This window comes from Myxococcus eversor, assembly GCF_010894455.1.
Lineage (GTDB): Bacteria > Myxococcota > Myxococcia > Myxococcales > Myxococcaceae > Myxococcus > Myxococcus eversor.
Map to the genome: position 1 here is coordinate 1 of NZ_JAAIXY010000003.1, position 26,285 is coordinate 26,285.

Genomic DNA, 26,285 nt, shown 5'->3' on the forward strand with positions numbered 1-26,285 from the left:
GGAAATTCCAATGCGTGCGTGCTGTCGTTGCCCTCGCTCGGTCGCAGCAAGAACGCGGACCGCATCATCACCGCGTCCGTCCTCACGAGTGTGGTGCGCCCGTCACCGTGAGAGATGCCGCCACCGCCGCGAGCCCCACGCCCGCGCCCGCGAGGAATGCACCCGGCCACGCCACCAGCGCTGCCCCCCTGCCCCGTCGCCAGACGATATCCACCGCGAGCACCACCCCCACCAGCCCGCCGTAGAACAAGACCTTCTGCGACGACCACAGCGCGGCGGCGAACAACAACCCCGCCACGAAGCCGAGCGTCCGCGTACCGGGCCGCACCGACACCGCGGCGAGCCCTCCCAGGAACAATGCACAGGCCAGCGCGTCCGGACGAATCTCCGTGGCGAACCGTGTGAATGGCGTCAGCGCCAGGAGCAGCACCGGAGCCAGCCACATCGACACACGGCCCTCGCGGCGATTGAGCACCGCGACCGAGACACACGTCCCCGCCAGCGGGACGAGCATGGCCAGACGCAAGGCAAGCACATCCCGAGGCGCATCCCCCATCAGCCAGAACAGCGGGGCCAGCCCCTGGTAGAGCAGCGGGAAGTGGACCTCGAAGAAGTCCCGGTAGGGCACCTGCCCTTTCGACACGAGCCAGGCCGCGTGCGCGTACTGGAACTCGTCGATGCTGAAGCCCTTGTGCATCGCCAGGCGCGCGGCCTGGAGGGCCAGTGCGAGGAGCGCCAGCGCGAGGCCCAGGCGCCCCCAACGTGCGTACGTCATGGGCGCCTCATACCTCGAAAGCCCCGTTCCCAGATTCTGGTAGGGGGGAATTTTTTTGACCCAGTTGTGGTGCCCATTCTTTCCGTGTATCTCGTCTTTACCCTGTGAACTTCATAGGGAGCGGGCCGCCCCCCTCATCGTGATGACACCTCCAGGTCGGGGGCGGCCCGTGCCACATCCGTAGAGGGGGAAGTCCTACATGTTGAAGAACCACCCGTGGAGCGCTGAGCGCTCCGCGATTGCTCGCTCATGTCGTAACGCCGTAGGTGCCGTGCTGTGGGTCTTGGCAGTGGCCGCGCCGGGGAGCGCACTGGCCGCCATCGACCTGCCGGGCATGAACCTGACGGCCCACTGCGTCCAGTTGTATGGCTCTGGGGCCACCGCGACGCTCACCCAGAACAATGCGTATGGTTGGTCTTGCCTCCATAACGGCCAGTACAAGGGGATGAACCTCAACCTGGCTTGCAGCACCCAGCACACGGATGGCTATCAAGCCGCCTACAAGGACTTCAACGACCCCTATTCCTGGTACTGCGTCCTCCGGAAGAGCTACACGTCCATGAACTCGTCCAACTACACGCTCTACGTGTGGAAGGGACAGTACGTGGCGCTGAGGACGCCCGACCTGACGACCTGCAACGTGACGCAGCTGTCGCTCGTCATCGATGGGCTCGACAAGGGCTACGCGTTCTACCAGTACGCGACTGGCAAGACGCCCACCTTGAACGCGTCCTATCCGAGCCGGCACTACCTGGGCCGGGACAGCATCACCGCCCTGCCTTCGGGCGCGGTGACGGGCTGCGCGGCGTCATCCCCGGCCTGTGGCTACGTGGGACAGACAGGCATCGAAATCAAGTTCGACACCTTCCAGAACTACATCTGCCCCGAGGCCGCTTTGGGCAAACACAACCAGGTGGGCTTCTACGAACTGGGCCGCAACTTCTGGTTCTACGATGGTGAGCTGAAGTCCACCAACGCCAATTACGGGGACGCCATGGTGACGGGCTACGCGGTGCTGATGCGCTACCTGGCCATGGAGTACTACGGCCTGCCGGTCACCACGGCGCATGATACCCAGTACGCCAACACGAAGGCGCTGGTGGACACGTACCGCGACGCCAACGTCCTCTGCGGCACGGCCGGAGCCACCAGCACGCAGATCTCCCCGGGAAGCGCCTACTGCTTCAAGCATGACTGGACGAACACGCTGCTGGCGAACCAAGGCATCAGCGGGCTTGGCACCACGGACCTGTTCGCCTCTTTCGTGCTGCGCCTCAAGCGGGTCCACGGATGGAGCTTCGCCCTCGTGCTGTGGCGCCAGGTCGAGGCGCTGGGCAACGTGACGACCCCGTACGAATCCGCGGACAACTTCCTCCTCGCCGCGAGCCGGGCCGCGGGCGCCAACCTGGCAGACCTGTTCCAGTACAAGTGGAGGTGGCCGGTGAGCAGCAGCATTCGCACTCAGCTTCAAGGCGAACTGGGCACCCCCGTGAGTACCATCCCGTACAACTGAGGCACCTCCGGTGGGCGGCCCGTCACAGGCCGCTCACCGGTCCAGTCGTCGGCGGGAACGGGCGCGCGCGGCATCCAGCGCGGAGTCCACGCCGCCCTCCCCGGTCTTCGGCTCCGCTCCAGCAGGCTTCGCCTCCGCCACGCTCGTCTCCGCCGGAGTCTCGGCGGGCTCCGTCGACGGGCCTCGCGCGGAAGCCTTCGAGGTCCTCGCGGGCGCCACCGCCTGCCGCGTCGCCGGCGCGCTCGACGACGAAGCTGTCGCCATGACGGGCCTTCGCACGCGCGGCGCGGAGAGGAAGCGGCGCACGGCCACCTCCGACAGCAGCACGGCCACGGCCAGCGCCACCAACCAGGGCGCCAGGGCCAGGTGGCCCTCGGACTCGGGGGCCTCCTCGAAGAGGCCCGTCATGGACAGACGCTCCACGCCTCCTCCCACGGCGGCGACGGCTCGCAGCAGCGCGAGGCCTTCCTTCGGACTTCCGGGCTCGAACTCCGGGGCATACGGCAGCGCGATGGGCGGGGCACGCAGGGCGCGCGTCCCCACGCGCACCACGGGGTGCCACGTTCCGCTTCCCTCCAGCGGCAGCTCCGCCACCAGCCGGTCGTCGTCCTCCCAGCGCATGGGGTGTTCGGTGGGCGCGGATTTTCCGTCCCCCGACAGCAGCATCAGCGTGGGCAGCGTCGCGGGGAGCGGCTCGTCCGGGGGCAGGTCCAACGTCACGCGCAGCAGGTGCCCTCGCCGCTCGGAGCGCACCACCGCTTCGCCCAGCGGCGCGGTGCCCGCCAACGTCCAGCGCACCATCGCCTCCAACGCCGCGCGCAGCGAGCCCCACTGGCGCAGCTCGCCGCCGGTGAACGGACCATCCACCTCCGCGGTGAAGGCCACCGTGCGTCCCGCGCCGCGCGGCCACATCGCGAGCACGGGCGCCGCGTGGGTATCGAGCGTGCGCAGCGCCACGCTGGCCCGGGGCCGGAGATAGGTGAGGTTGTAGCCGCCCACCTGGGGCAGGCCCTCGACGGGCAGATTCCCGAGGAGCGGCAGGTCCGGCGCGGCCTCCATCGACACGGGCTCGTCGATGAAGGTGGCGCGGGCGACGGCGAGCGTCTCCTGGCTGAAGATGCGCGGGAGGCTCATCGCGTCCTCCGCGAAGTAGACGCGTCCACCGCCCCGCTGGGCCACTTCCTTCAGCAGCGCCGCGTCCGAGTCCTTGGGCGTGCCCAGGCCGATGACGGACACCGTCACGCCCTTGCCCTGCAGCTCCGACAAGGTGCGGCGGTAGTCATCCGGCTCTTCGGAGTCAGCCGCGTCGGAGAAGAGCAGGACATGGCGGGTGGCCTTGTCGCTCCGCAGGATTTGCTTGCGGCCCGTGCGCAGCGCCTCACCCACGTAGATGCCTCCGCCACCGCTGAAGCCTCGCGCCACCTTGTCGAAGGGGAGGCCCGCCTCCACGGAGCGGAGCGGGAAGATTTCATGCGTCTCCGTGTCCACCATGTGCACGGAGGCCTCGTCCTGCGGGTTGAGCAGGGTGAGCGCACCGACGACGCCCTCGGCGGCGACCTCCATCTTCGTGCGGCCGTCGGGCACGGTGGCGCCCATGGAGCAGGAGCAGTCCATCAGGATGCTCATGGCGATGGCCGCGCGACGCTGCTCCTCTCGCATCTCCAGCGACACGGGCAACAGCGGCTCCACGGGGGAGCGGCGATAGCCTCCTTCACCGAAGCTTTCGCGCCCTCCCGTCATCACGAGGCCACCGCCCGCCTGCTCCACATAGGACGCGAGCGCGTTGAGGCCCGGCTCGCCCAGCGTGTTCGCGTCGACGTTCTCCAGGACGACGGCGCCCACGCCATCCAGGTCATCCAGGGTGAGACGGAACGGCGCGCGGACCTCCAGGAGCAGCCCCGTCGCTTCGAGCGCCTTCGCGAGCGTGCCCTTGGGCTGGTTCGTCACCAGCAGCACACGCCGGGGACCTTCGACTCGCAGCACCGCGAGGCCCTTGTCGTTCTCCACCACGCCGTCGCCCGGGACTTCGACGGTGAGCTGGTAGCGCGCGAGGCCGGGCTCCTCGATGAGGTCTCTCAGGGGCAACACGTTGGGGCCGGGCTGGAAGTCGAAGGGGCCCTTCACCAGCAGGCGGCCATTGCGCTCCAGGCGCACCGTGCCCGTCACCGCCGCCGAGGCGTGCACGCTCGCGGAGAACTGGAAGGGCTCGCGCACGGCCACGGCGGTGGGCACATCCACCGAGACGACTGCGACATCGAGCGGAGGCTCGGGCCGCGCGAGCTGACGCCAGTCCACGGCGATTCCGCGGGCCGCGAGCCTTCGCGCGGAGCCTCGCGCGTCCGTGCCCGTGGCCCGTCCATCGGAGAGGACGAGCACCCGACCGGTGCGCTCCTGGGGAATGAGGGCGTTGGCGGCATCGAGCGCGGCGGACAGGTCCGACGACTCCGCGTCCACCGGGCGCGAGAAGCCACCGAAGGCGCCACCCGTGGACAGGGGCTGCTCCACGCGCGGCTCGCGGCCGAAGGCGATGACGCCCACCCTGTCACCCGGACGCCGTTGTGACTCCAGATGGGAGACCAGCTCCTGCGCGGTGCGGTCGATGTCTCGAGGCATCGAGGCGGAGCGGTCCACGACGACGACCACGTCGCTGCCCGCATCGGCTCGTCGCAGCTCCGGGCCGGAGAGCGCTCCCACCGTCAGCACCAGCAGCGCGGCGCGCAGCCACATGGGCGGGCCGGGTCGCCGGCCGAACTTCCAGAGGAAGAGGCCCAGCGGCAGCAACAGCACCCACGCCTGGGGGAGGGAGAAGGTCATGACGCCCGCCTCGTGACGTAGAAGTCGCCCACCAGCGCGAGCAGCAATAACACCAGCGGCCAGCGCGCCCGGTCCGAGGCATTCGCGCGCGCCTCGTCTTCACCCGAGTCCTTCGCGGGCACGTCAGCGCTCGCGCGCCCACGCAGGTCCGACTCCCGTGCATCCAGCGCGAGGACCTCCGCCGAGTCCACCGCGTCCGAGTCATCGCGCTCCAGCACGTAGCGCCCTGGCGCCGCGGGGGGAGAAAGACTCACCGCACCGGCACCGAACACCGGCTTGCTTCCACCCGGGCCCACCAGCGTGTAGCGCTTCCCCGGCAACGTCACCAGTTGGAGCGGCTCGCCCAGCGTGAGTTGCCGGCGGACGAAGCCCTCGCGTGCACGACGCGCTTCTCGGACCACGTTGCCGAGCAACACGGGCCAGGCGGACACGCGTTGAACATTGGAGCGGGACAGGTCCACGTTGAGGTGCACGCGGCCATCGTCCTCCTCGGACACCAGCACCGCGTCTCCCGCCGTGACGAGCGGCCGTCCGGGAGGATTCTCACCCGCGGACCACCGCACTCCCGCGAGCTGCACGTCGTCCAGCAGCGGGTGCCCCTTCTCGGAGAAGAACGGCCCCACGAAGGTCCGCGACTTGCCCGAAGCGCCCACCGTCACCTTCGCATCCGTGCCCCGTGGACCGATGAGCAACACGTCGCCCGATGCGCCATCTCGAGCCACCTCAGGAGATGCTCCGAGGAAGCGCTCCAGCGCGTCCCGTTCGAGCGAACCCATGCCCTGGGCCAGACTCACCGCGAGGGGCCTCGTGGGCGAAACGGCGAGCCGTGCGTGCCCGTCTTCCGGCAGCGCATCGTCCGGGAGGGAGACCTCGATGTCGCCCGCGTTCTGGAACGTGAGGCGCAGCGTGGCGGAGCCCTCTTCCTGGAGCGACACCTTCTCCACGCGCTCCGTGCCCTGCTTCGCGTCGGGGCCGGGGAGCGCACGCAGCCGCACGGCCACGGACTCGGGGCCTGGGCCGAAGCGGGCCACTCGCAGCGTCACCGTCGCCGTGCCACCCTCGTCCCTGCGCTGCGCGGAGATGAGCGCCACGTTGTCGCGCGCCGTTCCCAGCGCCGTCCATCGCACGGGGGAGGGAATGACCAGCCCCTCCACCGGGGCCACGTCGGTGAAGAAGGCCACGTGCTTGCCCGTGCCCGCCAGCTCTTGAGCCCACAGGAGCGTGGGCATGGGGTCGTGGTCCGCGCCTCGCGCCTCGAACGACTCCAGCGCCGCCAGGGCGCGAGAGGGCTCGGCCTCCGGGCCCGCGACGACACGTGGAGCCAGCCCGGTGGCCAGCACCGTCACGCGCGTGGCGCCTTCGTCTTCGACGCGCTTCGCGGCCTCGCGGCGGGCCTGCTCCAGCACCGTCACCCCGTCGGGGCCACGCGAGGACATGGACAGACTTCCATCCACCACCAGCACGAGGTGCTTCGTGCGCGCCGTCTCGCCCAGGCGCACGTCTGCGAGGTACAGCGCCGCCGCGATGACGGCCAGCGCCTCCAGCAGCAGCGAGGCCTCCCGCGTGAAGCGCTCCCAGCGAGGCCCCGCCTCCGCGCGAGGGCGTGGCGTGCGCCACAGGAACAGCGCGCTCACCACGACGGGCTTCTGCCGACGCCGCAGGAAGTACGCCGCCACCAGCGGCACCAACGCGCCCAGGGTCAGCAAGCCCCACGGGAAGCCGAAGCTCACGCCTCACCTCCCGCAACGACACGGGAACTCAGCGGGCCATACTTCAGCGATGCCCATAGGCAGCGGACGCTCACGCGTGCCCCCCCGCGACGAACAGGGGCCGCAGAGCGCCCCGCACCAGGGCATCCAGTGACTCCGTGGCGGGCGCCGTCAGGAGCGCTCCCCGCGAGCGCAGGGCCGCCGCCCTCAACAGGCGCTGATGCTCCTCGAAGCGCCGCGCATACGCGGCCAGCACGTCCTCCGTCAGCAACTCCTCCAGCGCCGCGCCGCTCTCCGAATCCACCAGTCGCGCGCCCTCGCCTCCCGACGGCGACAGGTCCTCCGCGTCCAGCACCTGCACGAGGAAGAACCCCGACGCGCCCCGAGACAGCCGCGCCACCATCGCCGCCAGGTCCGCCTCGAACAGGAAGTCGCTCACCACCACCCGCAACCCACAGGCCCTCGGCGGAGGCAGTCGCCCGAGCGCCGTCACCAGGTCATCCCCCGCATCGAACTCCAGCGTCCGCAGCGCAGCCCGACACGCCGACCCCTGCACCCGCTCCGACCTCACCCCCGTCGCGAGCAACGTGGGACTCAAGCCCTGGCGCGCGCCCACCTCACACGCGAGCAACGCCAGCTCCCGCGCGCACGCCGCCTTTCGCGGAGACAGCGCCATGGAGCGCGAGCCATCCAGCACCACCTCCACGCGCGGAGACACCTCGTCCTGCCGCACCCGAAGGATGAGCTCATCGGTGCGCGCCACCGCGTTCCAGTCGAGCTGCCTCAAGTCGTCGCCCGGCTGATACGCCCGGAAGTCATGCAGCTCCAGCGAGCTGCCGGTGGACGCCGCGCGCACCTCACCCACGCGGCCCCGGTGAGGCCCTCGCGGCAACGCCAGCGCCAACCCCGGCGCCAGCCGTCCCACCGCCGCTTCGTCCAGACGCTCGCTCACGGCGGATGGGCCCGCTTCTCACGCTCGACGAGCGCCCGGTCCGCCAGGAATGCGAGCAGCAACGCCACGCCCACCACGAAGGTGGCCAGCGGCCACGTCATCTCCGGCTCGCTCGTGGAGTAGTCATGCGTCCCGAAGTTCGCGATGCCCACCACCGGATTCAGGAGGTTCAGCAGCGGGTCCCCCATGTCGAACCCCGCCAGCTCCGCCAGCAACGGAGGCAGGCCCGCCGCCACTCCGACCGCCGCCACGAAGAGCAACCGCACCGACGCGGGCGACGAGAACCGGTCCGAGCGCGGCATCCTCCCCAACACCAACGCCAGGGACAGATAGAGCACCGCGTAGGCCGGCATCACCATCATCAACATCCGCATGGCCTCGCTGTTGGTGTTCAGGTCGTCCGACACGAGCGCCAACGCCCCCCACACCGCCGCCCAGGCCACGAACAGGAGCACCGTCAGCCGGAAGCCTCGCAGCGCCCCCGGACGGAACAGGGACAACGGCCCCGTGCCAGCACGCAGCGCGCGGGCCTGCCCATCCACGTCCGAGACCAGGAAGAGCCCGACGAAGGCCAGGTGCACCGTGCCGCAGATGGAGAAGATCTCCGTCACCACGTGCTTGCGGTCCTCGTACCACCAGAAACCAAGCCCCACCAACAGGGCCACCAGCATCTGCGCCACCACCGCCCGCCGAGGCCCCTTCGTGTAGTCCTCCGTGGAGAGCGACAGCCGCGACGCGGCCACCTCGAACAGCAACCAGCCATCCAGGACCATCACCCCCAGCCCCACGCCCATCGCCAACTGCACCCCGTACTTGCTCAACAGCCGGCTGCCCGAGTCGCTCAACGCACCCCCGACGCCCAGCGCCGTGCTGAAGGCCATGCCCAGCGCCCCCAGCACCACGAAGTGCATGAAGGCGCGCCCCATCCGACTTTCCGCCAGCGTCGCCGCGCACACCGCCACCACGGTGAGGAAGACGAGCCACGTCCCACCCAACCCCAACACCGTGAGGATGGACGGCAATGAGATGCCATTGAGGTAGTAGCTGAAGAGCAGGAAGGGCCCCACCGCCGAGGCATACAGCCCCGCCTGCACCAGCGCCGAGGCCACCTTGCCCCGCAGAATCCTGCGAGGCCCGAGCCCCGTGAGCACCAACAGCACCCACGTGTCGTCCTCGCGCTCGCGCGCCAGGGAGCGGTACGCGCCGTACGGAATGACGAAGTAGTGCGCCACCGCCAGGCAGATGAAGAACGCGAAGAAGTAGCCCTGGCCATGATGGGAGAACGACAGCTCCCGCGTCTGGACGAATGCCACGAGCGCCAGCACCACGCAGGCAATCAGGTTCAACCCGAAGCTCGCCCAGAAGATGCGCGTGCGCAGGCCCTGACGGACCTCCTTCACCACCAACGGGTTGAGGCGGTCTCCCCACCGCTCCTGGAGGGACACGGTCCCCACGCTCGACTCCACCGGCGCGCTCAAGCGAGCCTCCCCTTCGTCACCGTCATGAAGGCGTCCTCGAGGTTGCGCTCCCGCGTGCCGAAGAAGCACACCGGCAAGCCCGCCGTCACCAGGACCGCCAGCAGCGCCGCGGCAGCGGCGTCCACCTGCCCCGCGCCACCACCGGCCTCCAACTCCAGCTCCACCCTCAAGGAGTCACCCTCGCGCGAGACACGCGAAACGCGCGGCTGCTCCAAGAGCAGTCGCTCCGCCCGCGCCCACGCCGCTTCCAGGCCCGCGCCCGCCGCCAGTCGCACCGTGAGCTCCACGGCGGCGACGCCCGTGCCCTGCCGGAGGATGTCCTCCACCTTGCCCGTGGCCAGCAGGCGCCCCTGCTCGATGATGGCGCACGTGTCACAGATTTCCGCCAGCTCCGTGAGGATGTGGCTGGAGATGATGACCGCCTTGCCCTGGTCCGCCAGCGCGCGCAGCAGCTCGCGCAGCTCGATGCGGGCCCGCGGGTCCAGGCCGTCCGCCGGTTCGTCCAACAGCAACAGGCTCGGGTCGTGAAGCAGCGTGCGCCCGAGCGCCACGCGCTGCCGCATGCCCTTGGACAGCGCCGTGGTGAGCCTGTCCGCCAACGGCACCAGCCCCGTGAAGCCCATCACCGACTCCACGCGCTGGCGCCGCTTCGCGCCCGTCAGCCCATATGCGCGCGCGAAGAAGTCCAGGAACTCGAAGACGGTGACGTCGTCGTAGGTGCCATACCGGTCCGGCATGTAGCCGATGAGCGGACGCACCCGGTCCGGCGTGTCCACCAGCGAGTGGCCGCCCAGCAGCACCTCGCCCGACGTGGGCGCATCCAGCGTCGCGAGGATGCGCAGCGTGGTGCTCTTGCCCGCGCCGTTGGGACCGATGAAGCCCAGGATGCTGCCCGGCTCCAGTTGGAAGGACACGTCGTCCACCGCCCTGAGCGGGCCGTAGTCGCGCCGCAGCCCCTTCACTTCCAGCAGCGGGCTCATGGCTTCACCTCTCCCCGGATGAAATGCACCCCGGCATCCACCTCGGCGGGAAAGCCGCTGGTCGCCATCAGCCCCGGCCCGCTCAACCGCGCGATGAAGCCATTCTCGGGAGTGTTCGCGCCAAAGGGCCCCAGGGCATTCGTCAGCCGGAGCGCGCCACCCTCCAGGCCCTGGCTCACCGAGAAGTCCTTCACGTCTTCCGGCTCGATGGCGGTGAGCGCACCCTCCTCACCCTCCGACAAGACGGGCAGGCGCCACAGCTTCCCATCCAGCCGCAGGAACCCTTCCTCCAGCCGCGACCCCAGGGCGTTCTGGATGCGCGGCGTCTCCCCGGCGCGTTTCACCACCAGCCGCGCTCGCGAGGGGAGGACGGCCACCTCACCCCACTCGCGATACGTCCTCGTCGGAAGGAAGCCGTCGCCCACCGTGAGTCCTCCCGTCCAATCCATGTCCGCCAGCGCATCCTCATCATCAGGGGGTGGCAGGAGCACGCTGGCGGAGGGCAGACGCACCGCGTCCGGAGACAGGTTGGCGTACCAGGCGCTCAAGCCCACCGTCACCGCGCGAGAGCGCGCTCCGTCCAGCCACGTCAGGCTGTAGCGCGCGGTGTGCACGGCGAAGCCATCCACCAGCACCGACCAGAAGATGAGCGCCAGACACGTCACCACGGAGATGGCCGGCACCGCGATGAGGACCGCCACCGGCCCCCGGCGCCTGGCCAGCCACCAGGCCCCCGGGCCCACCGCCAACGCGAAGGCGGAGATGACCAGCAGGAAGCGTCCCACCGGCGTGCGGGCATTGGACAGCAAGGGCTGCGCCTCGCGCCGCTCTCCCGTCAGCGCCCCCACCCAGCGCTGCTGCGCGCCCAGGGGAGTCACCGCGCCACGCGCCGTCGGCTCGACGCTGCTGACGCCCCCGCGAATCCTCGCCTGGCACTCGAGCGCGACGCCGTCACACGTCCACACCTTTCCGAAGCCATAGGGCATCTGCGTGGCCAGCGTCTCTGGAAGCAGCGGCAGGCGCTCACGCAAGTCCCTGGAGGGACGTGTGATGACCAGCGTTCCTCCCGACACGGCGTAGGCCTCCAGCACGGCCCACACATCCACCGGCACCGCCGTGGCCTCGTCCGTGACGACCACCATCTCGAAGCCCACGTAGGCGGCCAGCTCGCGCGGTGCGTCCCGCGCTTCGAGGAAGCGGGCGGAGAAGTACGGCTCGTCCTGCTCCCCCGTCTTCGTCAGCGTGGTGGCGGCCTCGAAGTCCGCCGCGGTCCCCACCACCATCACCGGCTCGAAGCGGTCGGAGTCGGCATAGAGCGACTCGTTGATGGGCGCCACCCCGGGGGCGACAATCCGCACGACGACCGAGTGCCACGCCACGGGCAGCGGCACCCACGCGACGACGCGCTGCCGGGGCCCCACCTCCACCTCGCGCACCGCGGAGCGCGTGACATCGCCGTAGGCGGGGCTGAAGGACAGGCGCACCGGGAGCGGCTGGGGCCCGCTGTTGTTCAGCACCACCTGCGTCGCCCAGTACCCGCGCTGGGGCTTCAGCGCGCCGCCGTGCAGCGTGACGCGCAGGGGGCCCGTGGTGTTGGAGTCCGCGCTGCCGCTCGCATCGCGATAGCCGTAGGGCGCCTTGGCGGCCTCCGCGGCCTCGGCGATTTCGACGGCGACGGGTGCGCTCTTGATGGGGGGTGGTGACGTGCCCAGCAAGAGCCACAGCGAGAGCATCGCGACGCTAGTCACGCGACACCTCGGGCACGGCCTGGAGCAGCGCGCGGACCACGTCCGGCGATGACACCTTCTCCAGGGAGGCCTCGTAGGCGAGCACCAGCCGGTGATTGAGCGCGGCGGGCGCGGCGGCCACCACGTCGTCGAAGCCCACGTTGGGCCGGCCGTTCAAGAGCGCACGCGCGCGTCCGGCGGCGGCGAGCGCGAGCGCGGCACGGGGGCTGGCGCCATAGCGCACGAAGCGGCGCACGGCATCGGGCGCGGAGGCCTGACGCGGGTCGCTGGCCTCCACCAGCCGGCCGATGAAGTCCGCCACGGGCCCGGGCAGGTGCACGCGGTCGGCGGCGGCGAACAGGCGCGCGAGGCCCTCGCCATCCAGCACGGGAGACAGCTCCGGCGGCGCGCCGCGCACGCGCGTGGTGAGCAGCGCGCGCAGCGTCTTGGCGCCCACGGGCGGCACCTGGATGCGGAAGAGGAAGCGGTCCAACTGCGCCTCGGGCAGCGGGTAGGTGCCCTCCAGCTCGATGGGGTTCTGCGTGGCCAGCACGAAGAACGGGTCCGGCAGCGTCCGCGTGTGGCCGAGCACCGTCACCCGGCGCTCCTGCATGGCCTCCAGGAGCGCGGACTGCGTCTTGGGACTGGAGCGGTTGATTTCGTCCGCCAGCACCAGGCTCGCGAACAGCGGCCCCTCGCGGAAGACGAACTCGCGGCGCCCTTCTCCCTCCAGCACGTAGGTGCCGGTGATGTCGCCGGGCAACAGGTCCGGGGTGAACTGGATGCGACGGAAGGGCAGCGCGAGCAGCTTCGCCAGCGACTTGCACAGCTCCGTCTTCCCCAGGCCGGGCAGGCCCTCCAGCAGCACGTGCCCGCGCGCGAGCACCGCGACGACGACTTGCTCGACGACGGACTCCTGGTCCAACAGCACCGTGTTCAGGCTGTCCCTGAGCCGGGCCGCCACCTCCGCCGCCCCCTGTGCCTCGGCGGGACTGAGAAGCTCCGCTGCCACGTGTGTCTCCCCTTCCAGGCTACTTGCCACCAAAGTACCGCTTCACGAGGTCGCGATTGCGCGGCAACAACGGCTGCGCTCCCGGCCCCGCTGTCGCCTCACCGCGCGCGCTCGTTCCCCGCGAGCCCGCCCCTCCCGCCGCCCCCGTGTTCCGCCGAGGGTCCGCCGCCTCGAGCCCCCAGAGCTCTCCGGCCTCGCCCCCCTGTCCCTCCGGAAGCGGCTCGAACGCGAGGCGGCCAGGGTCCATCTCCGCCTCACCTCCAAACACCAGCGGGCTGGGCCCGCCGCCCTCCGTCCCCGTGCCACTGCGCGTCCCCCGACTCGCATGGCCCGTGTTCCCCTGCCCCTCGCCTTGCCCCTGTCCGGCGCCTTCGCCCTGCCCCTCACCTTGCCCCTGTCCCTCGCCCTCGCCCCGTTGCTCGCCGTCCTGCTGCCCGGGTCGGGACGCACCTTCACCGCGCTCGCCCGCGCCCTGCCGTTGACGCGGGCCCGAACGTCGCGAGCTCGCCTGCTGTCCCTGGCCCTCGCGCGGCTCGAAGCGCTGCGCGAGTGACTGCTGTCGACGCTCCAGCGACTGGCGCAGTTCCGAAATCTGGTCCGGGGAGCCCGCTGCCTGTGCGCGGGCCTGGGCCTGGGCCTGCTGCTCCTTCGAGCCCGCCGTGCCCTGCTGCTCCGACGGAGAGGTGCCCTGCGTCCCGTTCGGGTCCTGCCCCTGCTGTCCTTGTTGCCCTTCACCCGAGCGGGCCGAAGCCTGTGCCTGGGAGTCCTCGCCCTCCGGCTGGGATTCGCCGCTCGAAGCCTCCGAGGACTCCAGTCCCATGAGCGCGCGCTCCAGCGCCTCGCGCTCGCGAGACGCGGACTCGGCGCTCCCCGCCGCGCCCAGGGCTTCCTCCAAATCTCGCGCGGCCTCGGAGGCCTGGGCCAGCTCGGCGGCGGCCTCGGCGGCGCGCTCGGCGAGTCGTCGCTCCAGGGAGTCAGCGGCCTCCCAGTCACCGGAGTCGAAGCGACCGGCGGCGACCTCCTCGGCCAGCCGGCGCAGCTCGTCCTCCACCGCCTCGCCCAACGGCTCCTCCCGAGCCAGCGCCTCCGCCTGTGCCTGCACCGCCTCCACCTTCGCGGCGGCGGCGGCGTGGGGAGCGCGTGGCCCCCGGGGTGCGGGCAACGGAAGCAGGAAGCCGACGAGCAGGAACAGGAGCGCGCCCAGCACGGCGCCCACGGGGCGGCGCCACTCCACCACGGGCGGCTTCACGTCGCGGACGAGCTGATTGACGGTCAGCTCCCACTCCCCCACGGGTCGCTCCAGCCGCGTCAGGAGCAGCCCTCCCGCGTTGGCCGAGCGGTCCGCGAGCACGGCCGCCTGCTCCAGCGAGACGCCGCGCGCACGCGCCCGGAGCCACCCCCACGTCAGCCCCGCGAGGACGAACGGCGGCAGGAGCCAGACACACGCGTCACGCAAGAGCAGCCGGGCGAGCACACAGGCCGTGACGGTGGCCCACAGGGGAACGAGGCTCGCCTGGGCCCAGGCCACGGCGTTGAGACGCCGTTGCACGCGTCGCACCGGGGCGAGCACGAGAGCCTGGAGGCGACGTTCTTCGCTGGCGGCCATGAGGGAGAGCCAGTGTCGGACACTCGGACGGCCCCTACAAGCCACGCGAAGCGGTAACCGCGCGCCAGGTCCCCAGGACAGCGGGACCTGGCGGCGGGATTCGACCGCACGGATTACGGCGTGCGGCCCGGTTCCACGGTGAGGCAGGGCTCCATCTTGTCCGGGGCGACGAGGAACGGCTCCTCGCGGCTCAGGCTCCGGAGGGCCCCCAACTGGGAGTCGCCAATCGTACCGGCCCCGTCATAGACCAGGGCCAGCCAGTCGTTCTGCGACGCGGGGAACACGCTGTTCGTCGCGCCATTGCGGTCGAGGTCCCGGGCGTAGCTCGCCGCCTGGATGACGCCATTGGCATTGAAGTCGAGGTTGGCGCTCGCGTTGCCGGCGACCTGGATGTCGTTGAAGCGAAGCCCGCCGAAGCGGGCGAGGTCCGCCTCGGTGGTCGGAGCCACCGGCGTGAAGGCGGCGACCTCGTTGATGGTCGCCTCGTTGAAGGACGCAATCTGCAAGCGCGAGTAGTCGAACACGTTGGCCACGCCGCCGATGGTGAAGCCGTAGAACTGGTACTCGTAGTTCATGATGCTCAGGTAGTTGGGCTTGTAGTTGGCGTGGTCCGTGCCGCCGTGGCGCAAGCCGATGTTGTGCCCCAGCTCGTGCATGATGGTGCCGGCCAGCTGCGCCGCCGAGCCACCGCCGATGAAGCCCAGCGTCACGACGTAGTCATGGGCGGGGATGCCTCGGGAGATGCCGCTGGAGTTGCCGCCGCTGTAGCGGTTCGCGAACAGCATGTAGTGGAAGAACGGCGCCCGGTTCGCCGCGAAGTACTTCGCCTTGATGATGTCGAAGTCCGTCCAGACGGGGTTCAAATCCTGGTCCGCGTCCGCCGCGGCGATCTGCTGGTCCACCACCAGGTGCAGGGTGATTCCCGTGGAGCCATCCGGGTTGCTGACCGGCGCGAGGGCGAACGCCGAGGTGACGCGGTCCCGCGTGGTCTGCGCGGGGAAGAGGCCGGGGTAGTAGTCCGCCTCCACGAAGATGTCCTTCCTGCGCGGATTCGCTCCGAAGGCGGGCAGGTTCACTCCGTCGAGCCCGTACACCTCCGCGTAGTCGCTCAGCCGGTCACCGTCCGTGTCGGAGCTGTTGGGGTTGGTGCCCAGCGTCGCCTCCACGACGTCACAGATTCCGTCCTGGTCCGCGTCCCGGTCCGTGGCCAGACACCCGGGCGGCAGCGGCGGGGCCAGGGCCACGTCCTGACGGGCGCTCGCCGTCGGCTCTTGCTGGACCTCCGCGTCGCCACAGCCGTTCAACCCAAGGAACATCAGAGAGGCTGTCAGCAGCGTCTTCTGAAGCTGGCTCATACACTTCCTTTGTACAGCGAGGATTTGACTCACATCGGGCAGCGCATTCCGTTGCGGCGCGCAATCCCTGTCACATCCAAGGCAATCCAAAGGCCGGACAACACTGACAAATCCGTCACCGTCCGAAATCGGACAGCGCACTTCCGTCCTATTGCCAGACTTCCGCCTCGGGCAAAAAAGACAACAGGCCGGGCCCCCCACGAAGGAGGACCCGGCCTTGGGATGTGAGGCTTCCCTTGGGGTGAGGGACTACGGCATGCGGCTCACTTCCAGGGGCTGGCAGGGCTCCATCTCTTCCGGGGTGGTGAGGAACCGCTCCGCGCGGCTCAGGCTCCGGAGGAGGCCCAGGCCGGGGTCACCAATCTGCCCGCCTCCGTCATAGAGCAGGGCCGTCCAGTCGTTCTGCGTCGCGGGGAACACGTCCGCGAAGCCGCTGCGATTGAAGTCCCGGCTGTAGGTCGCGGCGTCGAGGACACCGTTGCCATTGAAGTCGGTGTTCGTGCTCGCGTTGCCGACGACCGACACGCCGTTGAAGCGAAGCCCGCTGATGCGGGCGAGGTCCGCCTCGGTGGTGGGAGCAACGGGCGCGAAGCCGGAGCCCTCGTTGACAGCCAGCTCGTTGAAGGCGGCGACCTGCACGCGCGAGTAGTCGAGCACATTGGCCACCCCGCCGATGCTGAACCCATAGAACTGGTACTCGTAGTTCATGATGCTCAGGTAGTTGGGCTTGAAGTTGGCGTGGTCGGTGCCGCCGTGACGCAGGCCGATGTTGTGCCCCAGCTCGTGCATGATGGTGCCGGCCTGGTCCAGCGACGTGCCGCCTCCGGCGAAGCCCAGGGTCATCACGAGGTCATGGGCGGGGATGCCGCGAGAGATGCCACTGGAGTTGCCGCCGTCGTAGCGGGTCGCAATCAGCATGTAGTGGAAGAACGGCCCCCGGCTCGCCGCGAAGTACTTGGACTTGATCTTGTCGAAGTCCGTCCAGACGGGGTTCAGGTCCGCGTCCGCGTCCGCCGCGGCGATCTGCTGGTCCACCACCAGGTGCAACGTGACGCCCGTCGTACCGTCCGGGTTGCTGACCGGCGCGTTGGCGAACGCCGTGATGACACGGTTCAACGTGGCCTGGGTGGGGCGGAGGCCGGGGTAGTAGTCCATCTCCACGAAGATGTCCTTCTTGCGCGCGTTCGCCCCGAGGGTGGCCAGGTCAATCCCGCCGAAGCCGAACGACTCCGCGTAGTCGCTCAGCCGGTCCCCGTCCGTGTCGGTGCTGTTGGGATTGGTGCCCAGAAGCATCTCGACGATGTCGCAGATGCCGTCCTTGTCCGTGTCCAGCGAGGAGAGCAGGCATCCCACCGGGAGCGGCAGGGGCACGGCGTCCGCGGTCGCCAGCTCCTGGGCCATGGTGGCCGCCGTCTCGGCCTCCGGCATCTCGGCGACACCACAACCACTGCCCCCCAGGAACATCAGGGACGCTGACAACAGACTTTTCTGAAGCAGGTTCATACGCTTCCTTTGTGCTGCGAGGAGTTGCATCACGTCGCGCAACGCCCTTCATACGATTTTCGTAGATTTTTCGATTTACCAATTTCACCACTCCAGACCAATCCTTGCATCTTGGGACGATAGGAATTGAGCAGGTGCGAACGAACCCACTCAGTGCCTTGAATTGAACGAGGGCCGGCCCCCTGGGGAGGATTTACCCTGGGACCCTCCCGCTGTCGGAATGCGGCGCATCGCGCGGCGTCCACGGAGCGGGGGAAGCATGTCGAACCGAGAAACGAAACCAGACGAGTCACGCGGGTCGCGCAAGGACTTCAGCGAGGCCGCGTGCAAGCAGCGCGGCAACCAGGTGTTGCAGCGCACCACGCGCTCACGCTCCGCGCCGGAGCTGTTCGGGCCCGCGGACCAGCTCCAGGCGCCCGGCTTCCTCACGGCCTTCGTGCCGCTGGAGCCCCAGCCGGAGCCGTCGTGGCGGCCGGGCATGGGCGCCATCCCCTTCGACGGCGGCGCGACGTTCCGTGTCTGGGCGCCCCATGCGCAGCGCGTGCAGGTGGTGGGCGACTTCAGCCACTGGCACGCGGTGGAGCTGGCGCGCGAGCCCTCCGGCAACTTCTCCCGCGACATCCCCGGCGCGGGCAACGGCCAGCAGTACCAGTTCATCATCCAGGGGCGCTACGGCGACTGGCGCTGGCGCAATGACCCGCGCGCGGCCGACGTGACGAACTCCACGGGCAACAGCGTCATCCTGGACCACCGCGACTTCCACTGGCGCTACGACGGCCTGTTCCGGATGCCGGACTTCCGCGAGGCCGTCCTCTACGAGCTGCACATCGGCACGTTCAACGACGCGCCCGGTTGGGGGCCCGGCCACTGGCTGAGCGCCATCGACAAGCTCGACTACCTGCGCGAGCTGGGCGTCAACGTGGTGGAGTTGATGCCCTCGGCCGAGTTCGCGGGGGACTTCTCCTGGGGCTACAACTCCACCTTCCCCTTCGCGCCGGAGAGTTCCTACGGCTCGCCCAATGACTTGAAGCGCTTCGTGGACGAGGCGCACCGGCGTGGCATCGGCGTCATCATGGACGTCGTCTACAACCACCTGGGGCCCAGCGACCTGCCGCACTGGGACTTCGACGGAGAGACGTTCGGCCGGGGCGGCGTGTACTTCTACGCGGACTGGCGCGCGAGCACGCCGTGGGGAGACACGCGCCCGGACTACGGCCGCGCCGAGGTGCGCGACTACCTGCGCGACAACGCGCTGATGTGGCTGCGCGAGTACCACATGGATGGCCTGCGACTGGATGCGACGAAGGAGATTCGCACCGCCAGCGGCGTGGACAACCCGGCGGGCTGGGAGCTGTTGCGCGCCATCTCCGAGGCGGTGAAGCGCGAGTTCCCCTGGAAGCTGCTCATCGCGGAGGACATGGCGGCCGACCCCGCCGTCACCCATCCCCAGGGCGCGGGCTTCGACGCGCAGTGGGACGCGGCCTTCGTGCACCCGGTCCGCGCCGCGCTCGTCACCCCCTTCGACGAGTGGCGTGACTTGAACGCCGTCCGTGACGCGCTGTACTTCCGCTACAACGGCGCGGCCACCCAGCGGGTCATCTTCACGGAGAGCCACGACGAGGTGGCCAACGGCCGCAGCCGGCTGCCCACGGAGGTCTCGCCCTACAACCCGGGCGATTTGCTCGCGAAGAAGAAGACGCTCCTGGGCGCGGTGCTGACGCTGACGGCGCCGGGCATCCCCATGCTCTTCATGGGGCAGGAGTTCCTGGAGGACGGCCACTTCGACGACGGAGACCCGCTCGACTGGAACAAGGCGGGCTGGTTCGGCGGCGTCCTCCAGGCGCACCGGGACCTCATCCGCCTGCGCCGCAACTGGCACGACACCACCGCGGGCCTGCGTGGCGAACACGTCAACGTCTTCCACCTGAACCACGTGGACAAGGTGATGGCGTTCCATCGCTGGGAGCACGGCGGGCCTGGAGACGACGTGGTCGTCATCGTGAACCTGGGGCACCGCGCCTTCACGGGGTACGAGCTGGGCCTGCCCTCGGACGGGCTGTGGCGGGTGCGCTTCAACGGGGACTGGCGGGGCTACTCGCCGGACTTCGGAGACACCGCCGTGCATGACGTCTGGGGGGAATGGGGTGGACGGGATGGATTGCCCGCGCGCGGGGCGCTCTCGCTCGGGGCCTACAGCGCGGTCATCCTGTCGAGGAATCGCTGGTAGGATTGGGCCCCATGCACTTCCGTCATCTTGGTCGCAGTGGTCTGGCCGTCAGTGAGATTTCCTTCGGCAACTGGCTCACGCACGGCTCCCAGGTGGAAGAGGATGCCGCGGTGGCCTGCGTGAAGGCAGCGCAGGACGTCGGCATCACCACCTTCGACACGGCGGACGTCTACGCCGGCACCCGCGCGGAGTCCGTGCTCGGCCGAGCCCTCAAGGGCCAGCGCCGCGCCGGCTATGAGCTGTTCACCAAGGTGTTCTGGAACACCGGCCCGGGGAAGAACGACTGGGGCCTGTCGCGCAAGCACATCATGGAGTCCATCCACGGCTCCTTGAGCCGCCTCCAGACGGACTACGTGGACCTGTACCAGGCCCACCGCTTCGACACGGCGACGCCGCTGGAGGAGACGATGGTCGCCTTCGCGGACATCGTCCGTCAGGGCAAGGCGCACTACATCGGCGTCTCCGAGTGGACCGCCGACCAGATTCGTCAGGGCGCCGCGCTCGCCCGCGAGCTGCGAATCCCCTTCGTCTCCAGCCAGCCCCAGTACTCCATGCTCTGGCGCGTCATCGAGGAGAAGGTCATCCCCGCGTCGCTCGATGAGGGACTGGGGCAGATTGTCTGGTCCCCCATGGCCATGGGCGTGCTCACCGGCAAGTACCTCCCCGGCCAGCCGCCTCCGTCGGGAAGCCGCGCCACGGACCCCACCGGCTCGCGCTTCATCGCCCGCTTCATGAAGGACGACGTCCTCACGCGCGTGCAGCAGTTGCGCCCGCTGGCCGAGCAGGCGGGACTCACCATGGCGCAGCTCGCCGTCGCCTGGGTGCTCCAGAACAAGGGCGTCTCCTCCGCCATCATCGGCGCCTCCCGGCCGGAGCAGGTCCACGACACCGCGAAGGCCGCCGGCGTGAAGCTGGAGGCGGAGTTGATGCGCCGCATCGACGAGGTGCTCGGCCCCGTCGTCGAGCGCAACCCCGCCCTCACCGACGCGCCCGACCGGAAGATTTGAAGCACGGCGGTCGCGCGACAGACACCTCTGTCCCCTCTTCGACATTCGAGAGGGGACCGGGTTGAAAGCGCCAACCCAAGACATGGACTAATCCCTCCCAAGGCGCGCCCGCGTGGGGCGCCCTGGACGCAATCACAATCACGCGCAGAGGGGGAGACATGAAGAAGACCTTGCTGATGGGATTCCTGGGCGTCGTCATGGGTGTCAGTGCGTCCATGGCTTCAGTGACGGAGGTCGCGGCCGCGGAAGAATCGCTGGCGCCGTGCTGCTCGTTTTGTGATGCCAGGGTCGACAGGTGCGTGGCCGGCTGTGAAACCGCGGCCTGCGAGACGGCCTGCTTCAACACCGTCAGGGGTTGTTACAACGTCTGCGTCATGTCCTGCTGAGTGACACCACCCTGACGTCGGAGGGCGCGGACGCGAAGGTCCGCGCTCTTCGATTCATCGCTCTCACGCGCCGTCCGCGAGATACACGTTGAAGTCAGGCGCGTCGGCCACGTCGGGAACATCCACGCCTGTCTCATCCAGCCAGTCCGACAACGCCTGGCGCCCGTCACCGTCCTCGTCGATATCGGAGAGGTCCGTGTTCCCTCCGGCGATGGCGTGCAGCAGCCCCTCCAGACTGGAGGAGACGGTGCGCGCCTCGCCCTCCGAGCCGAGCAGCACCACCGCCGGAGGCGCCTCCGCGTCGAACCGGAGCAGCGCCAGCAACGAGCCATCCGGCAGGTTCAGGAAACAGACCGCGTCCCGCTGGAGCCGCTCGGCGACCTCCGGATTCCACTCCCGGGGGACCTCGGTCGCGCTGAGCTCGAAGTAGCCAAGGCTCCCGTAGGTCTTCGTACCAAGCCACTTCCCGAAGTCCGCCAGCAGCGGGGGGAGCGAGTGACCTGTGGGGACGGTGTCGAGTCGAACGGTGTATCGGGCCATGGGGCCGCAGGGTACTCCGACTCTCACGTTCTCAAGTTCCTGATGTCTCCGTGAGACAAACCGACCCTTGGGATTCACCCGGGATTGGAGCAAGGTCGGTCCATGAATCGGCAAGAGTCCGACATGGTCTTCTGGATGCTGCTGCTGTGGGTTCCCCTGCTGCTGGGCGTGTTCGTCGGGACGTGGCTCAGGAAGCACGTGCACCCCCAGCTGATGGCACGCTCCAGGCTCCTCGGCAGGACGGCGAACTCGGGCGCCACCACGGTGGTGAACATCCTCCTCATCATCGCCTGGGCGGGAGTGATGATGGCATGCAGCGGCATGGCGGCTCCGAAGACGCTCGCGTGGCTCCAGTCGCTTGGAGCGCTGCCCATCCAGCCCTCGCTGGGGCTGCTGCGAGGAGTCTCCCTGTTCGCGGCCTTCATGATTGGCTACACCGGCGGGGCCATGCCCAGGGGCGCCTCCACACCACAGCCCCCGGGGGACCTCGCCCGCGCGCCAGGAGCGACCGTGTCCGGTGCCGGCAACGGCCAGCCCGTCAACAAGCACTCCAACATGAAGGTGTACCTCGTCATCACGGGCACGATTGCCGTCGGACTGGGCCTGGGCATGCTGAACACGGGGCTCAAGAAGGGTGGCTTCTTGACGACCTCGGACGTAGGCGGGCTCCCCGAGCTGGCCCGCATCCAGGAGCAACTGAGGCCGCTCGAGGCATGCTCGCTCACCTACCAGGAGCGGGACCGGCGGGGCCAGCGCAAGTACCCGACCACGGTCTTCATCCGGACCTGCACGTTGGGCGAATACATCTCCGTCACCATCCCCGTCCCCGCGACCTGGGCGGCCCGGGGCGTCGGCTTCGAGATGCTCCGAAGCTCCAGCTCGGAGCCCTGGGAAATCATGGTCGAGAAGAACGACGTGCCCTTCCCCGACCTCAAGGAAGCACTGGAGCACTTCGCTCCGCTCATCGCCGCGCAATATCCCGAGAAGCTCCGCGAACAGCGCGACAACGCGAACAGGATGGACCGCCACCTGGACGAACAGGCCCGCGAACGGGACCGCGTGGAGAAGGAACGCAAGGAGCGGGCGAAGACCTCCTATCCGGAGTGACGCTCCCCGCCCGCGTCCTCGGTTCGCGCGGCCTCCAGCCCCTCTACTGCTGACTCCTCCACGCATGCCGTGTTGGACCGCGCACACCGTTCCGCGAGTCCAATGGGCAGCACGCGCTCCAGGGCCGATACCCGTCGGGTTCCACCCTCTCACCCGCCCCGTGAGGAGCCCCATGCCCATGCGTGTCTTGTGGATGACCCTGGCCTGCACCACCGTCGTCCTGTCCGTCGCCGGAGCCGCGCGAGCCCAGGACGCCGCGCCCGCGTTCGACCCGGCCTTCCCCGGCCAGACGCGCGCGCCCGCGGTGCAGTCCCAGACGCAGTACCAGGTCACCGAAATCGCCGGCGACTTCAACTACCCCTGGGCCGTCGCGTTCCTGCCGGACCGGCGCATGCTGGTGACGGAGAAGCCCACCGGGAACCTCTTCATCGTCACGCCCCAGGGCGTGAAGTCCGCGCCCGTCGCGGGGCTGCCTCCCGTGGACGGCCGCGAGCAGGGCGGCCTGCTCGACGTGGAGGTGGACCCCGACTTCGCCACCAACGGCCTCATCTACTGGACCTATTACGAGCCGCGCGAAGGCGGCAACGGGCTCGCGGTGGGACGCGGGAAGCTCAAGGACGGCCCGCAGCCGAAAATCGAAGCGCTCCGAATCATCTTCCGCATGAAGCCCACGCTGGACTCGCTGTGGCACGCGGGAGGCCGGCTCGTGTTCGCCAACGACGGCACCCTCTTCGTCACCCTGGGCGAGCGCTCCATCCTCACCGGCCGCGTCCAGGCCCGACAGCTCAACAGCCACTTCGGCAAGGTCGTCCGCATCCACACCGACGGCACCGTGCCCGCCAACAACCCCTTCGTGAACACCGCCGGGGCCCGGCCCGAAATCTACTCGCGAGGCCACCGCAACGTGCTCGCCGCCGCGCTCGACGGCCAGGGCCGGCTCTGGGAAGTGGAGATGGGGCCGCTGGGCGGCGATGAGTTGAACCTCGTCGAGCCGGGCAAGGACTACGGCTGGCCCACCATCGGCTACGGCAAGGAGTACTCCGGCGCGCCCATCCACCAGAGCTCCCAGGGCCCAGGGATGGAGCAGCCCGTCTACTACTGGGACCCCGTGATTTCCCCGTCTGGGCTGACCATCTACTCGGGGAACCTCTTTCCTGAATGGAAGGGCAACTTCTTCATTGGCGGTCTGTCCAGCCACGCCCTTGTCCGGCTCGTGCTGAAGAACGACCGGGTCATCGGCGAGGAGCGCTTGAAGCCCGCGGGGAACGCCCGGGTCCGCGACGTCGTCCAAGGTCCCGAGGGCGCGCTCTACCTGCTCACCGACGCGCCGAACGGCCGGCTGCTCAAGATGACCCCTCGGGCCGGCGCTCCCTTCTGAGCCAGGGCCTGAACCCTCGCGGGAAGCCCACCGGAACTGGAGGCGACGGCCAGGCGACAAATGTGTTTCCAGTCGGAGCCCAATGACCCGGGAAGCGGACAAACCGGCCGATCCATTTGACTTTAGGGTCGGACGGAACAAGAGATGGGCGCGCGAGTTGGCAACCGGGTTACCGACACCCGTCACCCACTTCCCCCCAGGCTTCCCTTCATGATGCTTTCCCTCCTCCTGGCCCAGACAGGGCAACCCGAGCTCGGCTGGCTCAGCAGCAAGCTGCTCGGCGTCACGCTCACCTCCGCCGAGTGGGTCCTCTGGATTCTGGTCGTCCTCTCCGTGCTCTCCATCGCCATCATGCTGGAGCGCACGGTGTACTTCGCCCGCAACCGCCTCCCCAACTCGGAGGCGCTCGCGGTGCAGCTCGCGCGCGGTGACTTCGAGGCGGCGCGCAAGGCCGTGCAGGGCCGCACGGGCATGGAGGCCGCCATCATCCGCGAGGCGCTCGCCTCCGCCTCGCAGGGCGCGGACACCGTGGAGCAGGTGATTGCGTCCACCATGTCCCGCGAGCGTCCCCAGTACGAGCGCTTCCTGTCCTTCCTCGGCACGCTGGGCAACAACGCCCCGTTCATCGGCCTGTTCGGCACGGTGCTCGGCATCATCAAGGCGTTCCATGATTTGGGTTCCGCGGGAGTGAAGGGCGCGGCGATTCAGCAGACGGTGATGGCCGGCATCTCGGAGGCGCTCGTCGCCACCGCGGTGGGCCTGGCCGTGGCGATTCCCGCCGTCGTCGCCTTCAACATCTTCAACCGTCAGCTCAAGACGCTCACCAGCCGCGCCAACGCCCTGGGCTACGCGCTGGTGGGCAGCATGCGCGCCGAGGGCCGCACGCCCGACGCGGCGGCTCGCACGGCGGAGGGCCGCTAGCCCATGGCCGGAGGCGCACAGCAGGACGACGAGGAAATCACCGGCATCAACGTCACCCCGCTGGTGGACATCGTGCTGGTGCTGCTCATCATCTTCATGGTGACGGCCAACTTCATCGTCCGCGAGACGGTGGAGGTGGACCTGCCCCGCGCGGCCAACGGCGGCGAGACGGTGCAGGGGCTCGTCAACGTGGTGCTCGACAAGGAGGGCAAGCTCTACTTCGACGGAGCCGCCGTCAGTGAGACGGACCTCCGGGCGAAGGTCGCCGAGGCCATCGCCAAGGACAAGGACACCCGCGCCATCATCAGCGCCGACCAGAGCATTGCTTACGGGCAGGTGATGCGGCTCATCGACACGGTGAAGGGCCAGGGCATCGCCAAGTTCGCGCTCAACATCGAGAAGGACGTGGCCCCCGCGGCCGCGCCCGCCACACCCTGACGCAAGGCCCAGCGCATGAGCCAGGCGGCCGTCGACACTTCTCCCCCCGTGTTCCCCCGCCGTGAGCGCTCGCTCATGGTGGTGGGCATCTTCCTCTTCGTGTCGCTGGTGCTGCACGGCGTGGGGTTCTGGTACCTGAACCTCATGGCCGAGCGCCCGCGCCCCGTCGTCCAGCGCCCGGTGGAGCTGGTCATGGTGGAGGTCCAGAAGCCGCCTCCGCCGCCTCCTCCCGAGGAGAAGAAGGAGGAGCCCAAGCCGCCTCCGCCCAAGCCCAAGGCGGTGAAGCCGCCGCCCATCAAGGTGGCGGAAGTTCCCAAGCCCCAGACGCCTCCGCCAGAGCAACTGCCGCCTCCTCCCAACGAGCCGCCGCCCACGCCGCAGGCCAAGCCGCCGCCGCTGGTGGTGGGCATGACGATGTCCTCCACCACCAGCGCGGGCTCGTTCGCCGCGCCCGTGGGCAACACGGCCTACGGCAAGGCGGAGGGCACCGCGAAGGACCCCAAGGACGTGAAGGGCTACTCCGCGCCCAAGTACACGCCCATCTACCAGGTGGACTCCGAGCCCACCGTGGCCTCCGAGGTGAAGGTCCCCTACCCGGAAGAGGCCCGCCGCGCCGGCATCGAAGGCACGGTGACGCTGTCCATCACCATCGACAACGAGGGCCGCGTCGTCGCCGCCAAGGTGCTCTCCGGCCCCGGCTACGGCCTCAATGAAGCGGCGCGCGACGCCATCAAACGCTTCCGCTTCAAGCCCGCCATCAAGAAGGGCGAGGCCGTCTCCACGGAGATGAAGTACTCGTACACGTTCCTCCTGGACTGAGGCGCCCCGGGCCCCGCCTCCCCCTCATGGAGGGGCGG

The 26,285-nt window shown here is 69.4% G+C and carries 21 protein-coding genes; 9 read left to right on the plus strand and 12 right to left on the minus strand.

The annotated features are described in order from the left end of the window. Positions 1–82: 82 nt before the first annotated feature. The gene (locus G4D83_RS06795) at positions 83–775 is read right to left on the minus strand and encodes a hypothetical protein (protein ID WP_163863863.1); all 693 of its coding nucleotides are present in this window, start codon (positions 773–775) and stop codon (positions 83–85) included. Positions 776–1,046: 271 nt separating this feature from the next. Between G4D83_RS06795 and G4D83_RS06800 the strand changes: the two genes are divergently transcribed. After that, positions 1,047–2,288, plus strand: a complete 1,242-nt coding sequence (locus G4D83_RS06800) for a calcium-binding protein (RefSeq protein WP_163863864.1) — start codon at positions 1,047–1,049, stop codon at positions 2,286–2,288. 33 nt (positions 2,289–2,321) lie between these two features. Here G4D83_RS06800 and G4D83_RS06805 read toward each other — a convergent pair whose 3' ends face one another. The 10 genes from G4D83_RS06805 to G4D83_RS06850 form a co-directional block, all read right to left on the minus strand. Next, positions 2,322–5,102, minus strand: a complete 2,781-nt coding sequence (locus tag G4D83_RS06805) for a VWA domain-containing protein (protein WP_163863865.1) — start codon at positions 5,100–5,102, stop codon at positions 2,322–2,324. Next, on the minus strand, positions 5,099–6,832 hold the full coding sequence (locus G4D83_RS06810) for a vWA domain-containing protein (RefSeq protein ID WP_163863866.1): 1,734 nt from the start codon (positions 6,830–6,832) through the stop codon (positions 5,099–5,101). The genes G4D83_RS06805 and G4D83_RS06810 overlap by 4 nt, the downstream gene beginning before the upstream one ends. Positions 6,833–6,902: 70 nt before the next feature. After that, positions 6,903–7,763 carry a DUF58 domain-containing protein gene (locus G4D83_RS06815; RefSeq protein WP_163863867.1) on the minus strand — a complete coding sequence of 287 codons (861 nt, stop codon included), beginning with the start codon at positions 7,761–7,763 and terminating at the stop codon, positions 6,903–6,905. Further along, positions 7,760–9,241 carry an ABC transporter permease gene (locus G4D83_RS06820; RefSeq protein ID WP_163863868.1) on the minus strand — a complete coding sequence of 494 codons (1,482 nt, stop codon included), beginning with the start codon at positions 9,239–9,241 and terminating at the stop codon, positions 7,760–7,762. Before G4D83_RS06820 ends, G4D83_RS06815 begins: the two co-directional genes overlap by 4 nt. Then, on the minus strand, positions 9,238–10,221 hold the full coding sequence (locus G4D83_RS06825) for an ABC transporter ATP-binding protein (RefSeq protein WP_163863869.1): 984 nt from the start codon (positions 10,219–10,221) through the stop codon (positions 9,238–9,240). The genes G4D83_RS06820 and G4D83_RS06825 overlap by 4 nt, the downstream gene beginning before the upstream one ends. Next, positions 10,218–11,969 (minus strand): hypothetical protein, encoded by a 1,752-nt coding sequence (locus tag G4D83_RS06830; protein ID WP_163863870.1) that lies wholly within the window; start codon positions 11,967–11,969, stop codon positions 10,218–10,220. The genes G4D83_RS06825 and G4D83_RS06830 overlap by 4 nt, the downstream gene beginning before the upstream one ends. After that, positions 11,962–12,960 (minus strand): AAA family ATPase, encoded by a 999-nt coding sequence (locus G4D83_RS06835; protein ID WP_176436234.1) that lies wholly within the window; start codon positions 12,958–12,960, stop codon positions 11,962–11,964. Before G4D83_RS06835 ends, G4D83_RS06830 begins: the two co-directional genes overlap by 8 nt. 19 nt (positions 12,961–12,979) lie before the next feature. Then, positions 12,980–14,566 carry a hypothetical protein gene (locus G4D83_RS06840; RefSeq protein WP_163863871.1) on the minus strand — a complete coding sequence of 529 codons (1,587 nt, stop codon included), beginning with the start codon at positions 14,564–14,566 and terminating at the stop codon, positions 12,980–12,982. Positions 14,567–14,679: 113 nt separating this feature from the next. Then, complete coding sequence (locus G4D83_RS06845) at positions 14,680–15,921, minus strand: zinc metalloprotease (RefSeq protein WP_163863872.1); 1,242 nt, start codon at positions 15,919–15,921, stop codon at positions 14,680–14,682. A gap of 249 nt (positions 15,922–16,170) precedes the next feature. After that, positions 16,171–17,424: a zinc metalloprotease gene (locus G4D83_RS06850; protein WP_163863873.1), complete on the minus strand. Its 1,254-nt coding sequence runs from the start codon at positions 17,422–17,424 to the stop codon at positions 16,171–16,173. 259 nt (positions 17,425–17,683) lie between these two features. Here G4D83_RS06850 and G4D83_RS06855 point away from each other — a divergent pair, with 259 nt between their 5' ends. The 3 genes from G4D83_RS06855 (at position 17,684) to G4D83_RS06865 (ending at position 21,044) form a co-directional block, all read left to right on the plus strand. Beyond that, positions 17,684–19,651, plus strand: coding sequence for an alpha-amylase family glycosyl hydrolase (locus G4D83_RS06855; RefSeq protein ID WP_163863874.1), 1,968 nt, complete (start codon positions 17,684–17,686; stop codon positions 19,649–19,651). 11 nt (positions 19,652–19,662) lie between these two features. Beyond that, positions 19,663–20,658 (plus strand): aldo/keto reductase family protein, encoded by a 996-nt coding sequence (locus G4D83_RS06860; protein ID WP_163863875.1) that lies wholly within the window; start codon positions 19,663–19,665, stop codon positions 20,656–20,658. Between the two features lie 158 nt (positions 20,659–20,816). Further along, a complete protein-coding gene (locus tag G4D83_RS06865) occupies positions 20,817–21,044 on the plus strand; it encodes a hypothetical protein (protein ID WP_163863876.1) in 228 nt (75 codons plus the stop codon). A 63-nt stretch (positions 21,045–21,107) separates the two neighbouring features. Here the strand turns inward: G4D83_RS06865 and G4D83_RS06870 are convergent, their stop codons facing one another. Beyond that, positions 21,108–21,584 carry a hypothetical protein gene (locus G4D83_RS06870; RefSeq protein ID WP_163863877.1) on the minus strand — a complete coding sequence of 159 codons (477 nt, stop codon included), beginning with the start codon at positions 21,582–21,584 and terminating at the stop codon, positions 21,108–21,110. A gap of 102 nt (positions 21,585–21,686) precedes the next feature. Between G4D83_RS06870 and G4D83_RS06875 the strand changes: the two genes are divergently transcribed. The 5 genes from G4D83_RS06875 (at position 21,687) to G4D83_RS06895 (ending at position 26,247) form a co-directional block, all read left to right on the plus strand. Beyond that, positions 21,687–22,691 carry a hypothetical protein gene (locus tag G4D83_RS06875; protein WP_163863878.1) on the plus strand — a complete coding sequence of 335 codons (1,005 nt, stop codon included), beginning with the start codon at positions 21,687–21,689 and terminating at the stop codon, positions 22,689–22,691. A gap of 178 nt (positions 22,692–22,869) precedes the next feature. Further along, positions 22,870–24,069: a PQQ-dependent sugar dehydrogenase gene (locus G4D83_RS06880; protein WP_163863879.1), complete on the plus strand. Its 1,200-nt coding sequence runs from the start codon at positions 22,870–22,872 to the stop codon at positions 24,067–24,069. Positions 24,070–24,279: 210 nt separating this feature from the next. Beyond that, the gene (locus tag G4D83_RS06885; protein WP_163863880.1) at positions 24,280–24,990 is read left to right on the plus strand and encodes a MotA/TolQ/ExbB proton channel family protein; all 711 of its coding nucleotides are present in this window, start codon (positions 24,280–24,282) and stop codon (positions 24,988–24,990) included. Positions 24,991–24,993: 3 nt separating this feature from the next. Next, positions 24,994–25,428: an ExbD/TolR family protein gene (locus G4D83_RS06890; protein WP_163863881.1), complete on the plus strand. Its 435-nt coding sequence runs from the start codon at positions 24,994–24,996 to the stop codon at positions 25,426–25,428. Positions 25,429–25,443: 15 nt separating this feature from the next. Next, positions 25,444–26,247, plus strand: a complete 804-nt coding sequence (locus G4D83_RS06895; protein WP_163863882.1) for an energy transducer TonB — start codon at positions 25,444–25,446, stop codon at positions 26,245–26,247. Positions 26,248–26,285 lie beyond the last annotated feature (38 nt).

Bases quoted from the DNA above. Each gene is read 5' to 3' on its own strand.
- G4D83_RS06795 (WP_163863863.1), bottom strand. From the start codon at position 775: ATGACGTACGCACGTTGGGGGCGCCTGGGCCTCGCGCTGGCGCTCCTC.
- G4D83_RS06805 (WP_163863865.1), bottom strand. From the start codon at position 5,102: ATGACCTTCTCCCTCCCCCAGGCGTGGGTGCTGTTGCTGCCGCTGGGC.
- G4D83_RS06825 (WP_163863869.1), bottom strand. From the start codon at position 10,221: ATGAGCCCGCTGCTGGAAGTGAAGGGGCTGCGGCGCGACTACGGCCCG.
- G4D83_RS06840 (WP_163863871.1), bottom strand. From the start codon at position 14,566: ATGGCCGCCAGCGAAGAACGTCGCCTCCAGGCTCTCGTGCTCGCCCCG.
- G4D83_RS06845 (WP_163863872.1), bottom strand. From the start codon at position 15,921: ATGAGCCAGCTTCAGAAGACGCTGCTGACAGCCTCTCTGATGTTCCTT.
- G4D83_RS06850 (WP_163863873.1), bottom strand. From the start codon at position 17,424: ATGAACCTGCTTCAGAAAAGTCTGTTGTCAGCGTCCCTGATGTTCCTG.
- G4D83_RS06855 (WP_163863874.1), top strand. From the start codon at position 17,684: ATGTCGAACCGAGAAACGAAACCAGACGAGTCACGCGGGTCGCGCAAG.
- G4D83_RS06860 (WP_163863875.1), top strand. From the start codon at position 19,663: ATGCACTTCCGTCATCTTGGTCGCAGTGGTCTGGCCGTCAGTGAGATT.
- G4D83_RS06865 (WP_163863876.1), top strand. From the start codon at position 20,817: ATGAAGAAGACCTTGCTGATGGGATTCCTGGGCGTCGTCATGGGTGTC.
- G4D83_RS06870 (WP_163863877.1), bottom strand. From the start codon at position 21,584: ATGGCCCGATACACCGTTCGACTCGACACCGTCCCCACAGGTCACTCG.
- G4D83_RS06875 (WP_163863878.1), top strand. From the start codon at position 21,687: ATGAATCGGCAAGAGTCCGACATGGTCTTCTGGATGCTGCTGCTGTGG.
- G4D83_RS06880 (WP_163863879.1), top strand. From the start codon at position 22,870: ATGCGTGTCTTGTGGATGACCCTGGCCTGCACCACCGTCGTCCTGTCC.
- G4D83_RS06885 (WP_163863880.1), top strand. From the start codon at position 24,280: ATGATGCTTTCCCTCCTCCTGGCCCAGACAGGGCAACCCGAGCTCGGC.
- G4D83_RS06890 (WP_163863881.1), top strand. From the start codon at position 24,994: ATGGCCGGAGGCGCACAGCAGGACGACGAGGAAATCACCGGCATCAAC.
- G4D83_RS06895 (WP_163863882.1), top strand. From the start codon at position 25,444: ATGAGCCAGGCGGCCGTCGACACTTCTCCCCCCGTGTTCCCCCGCCGT.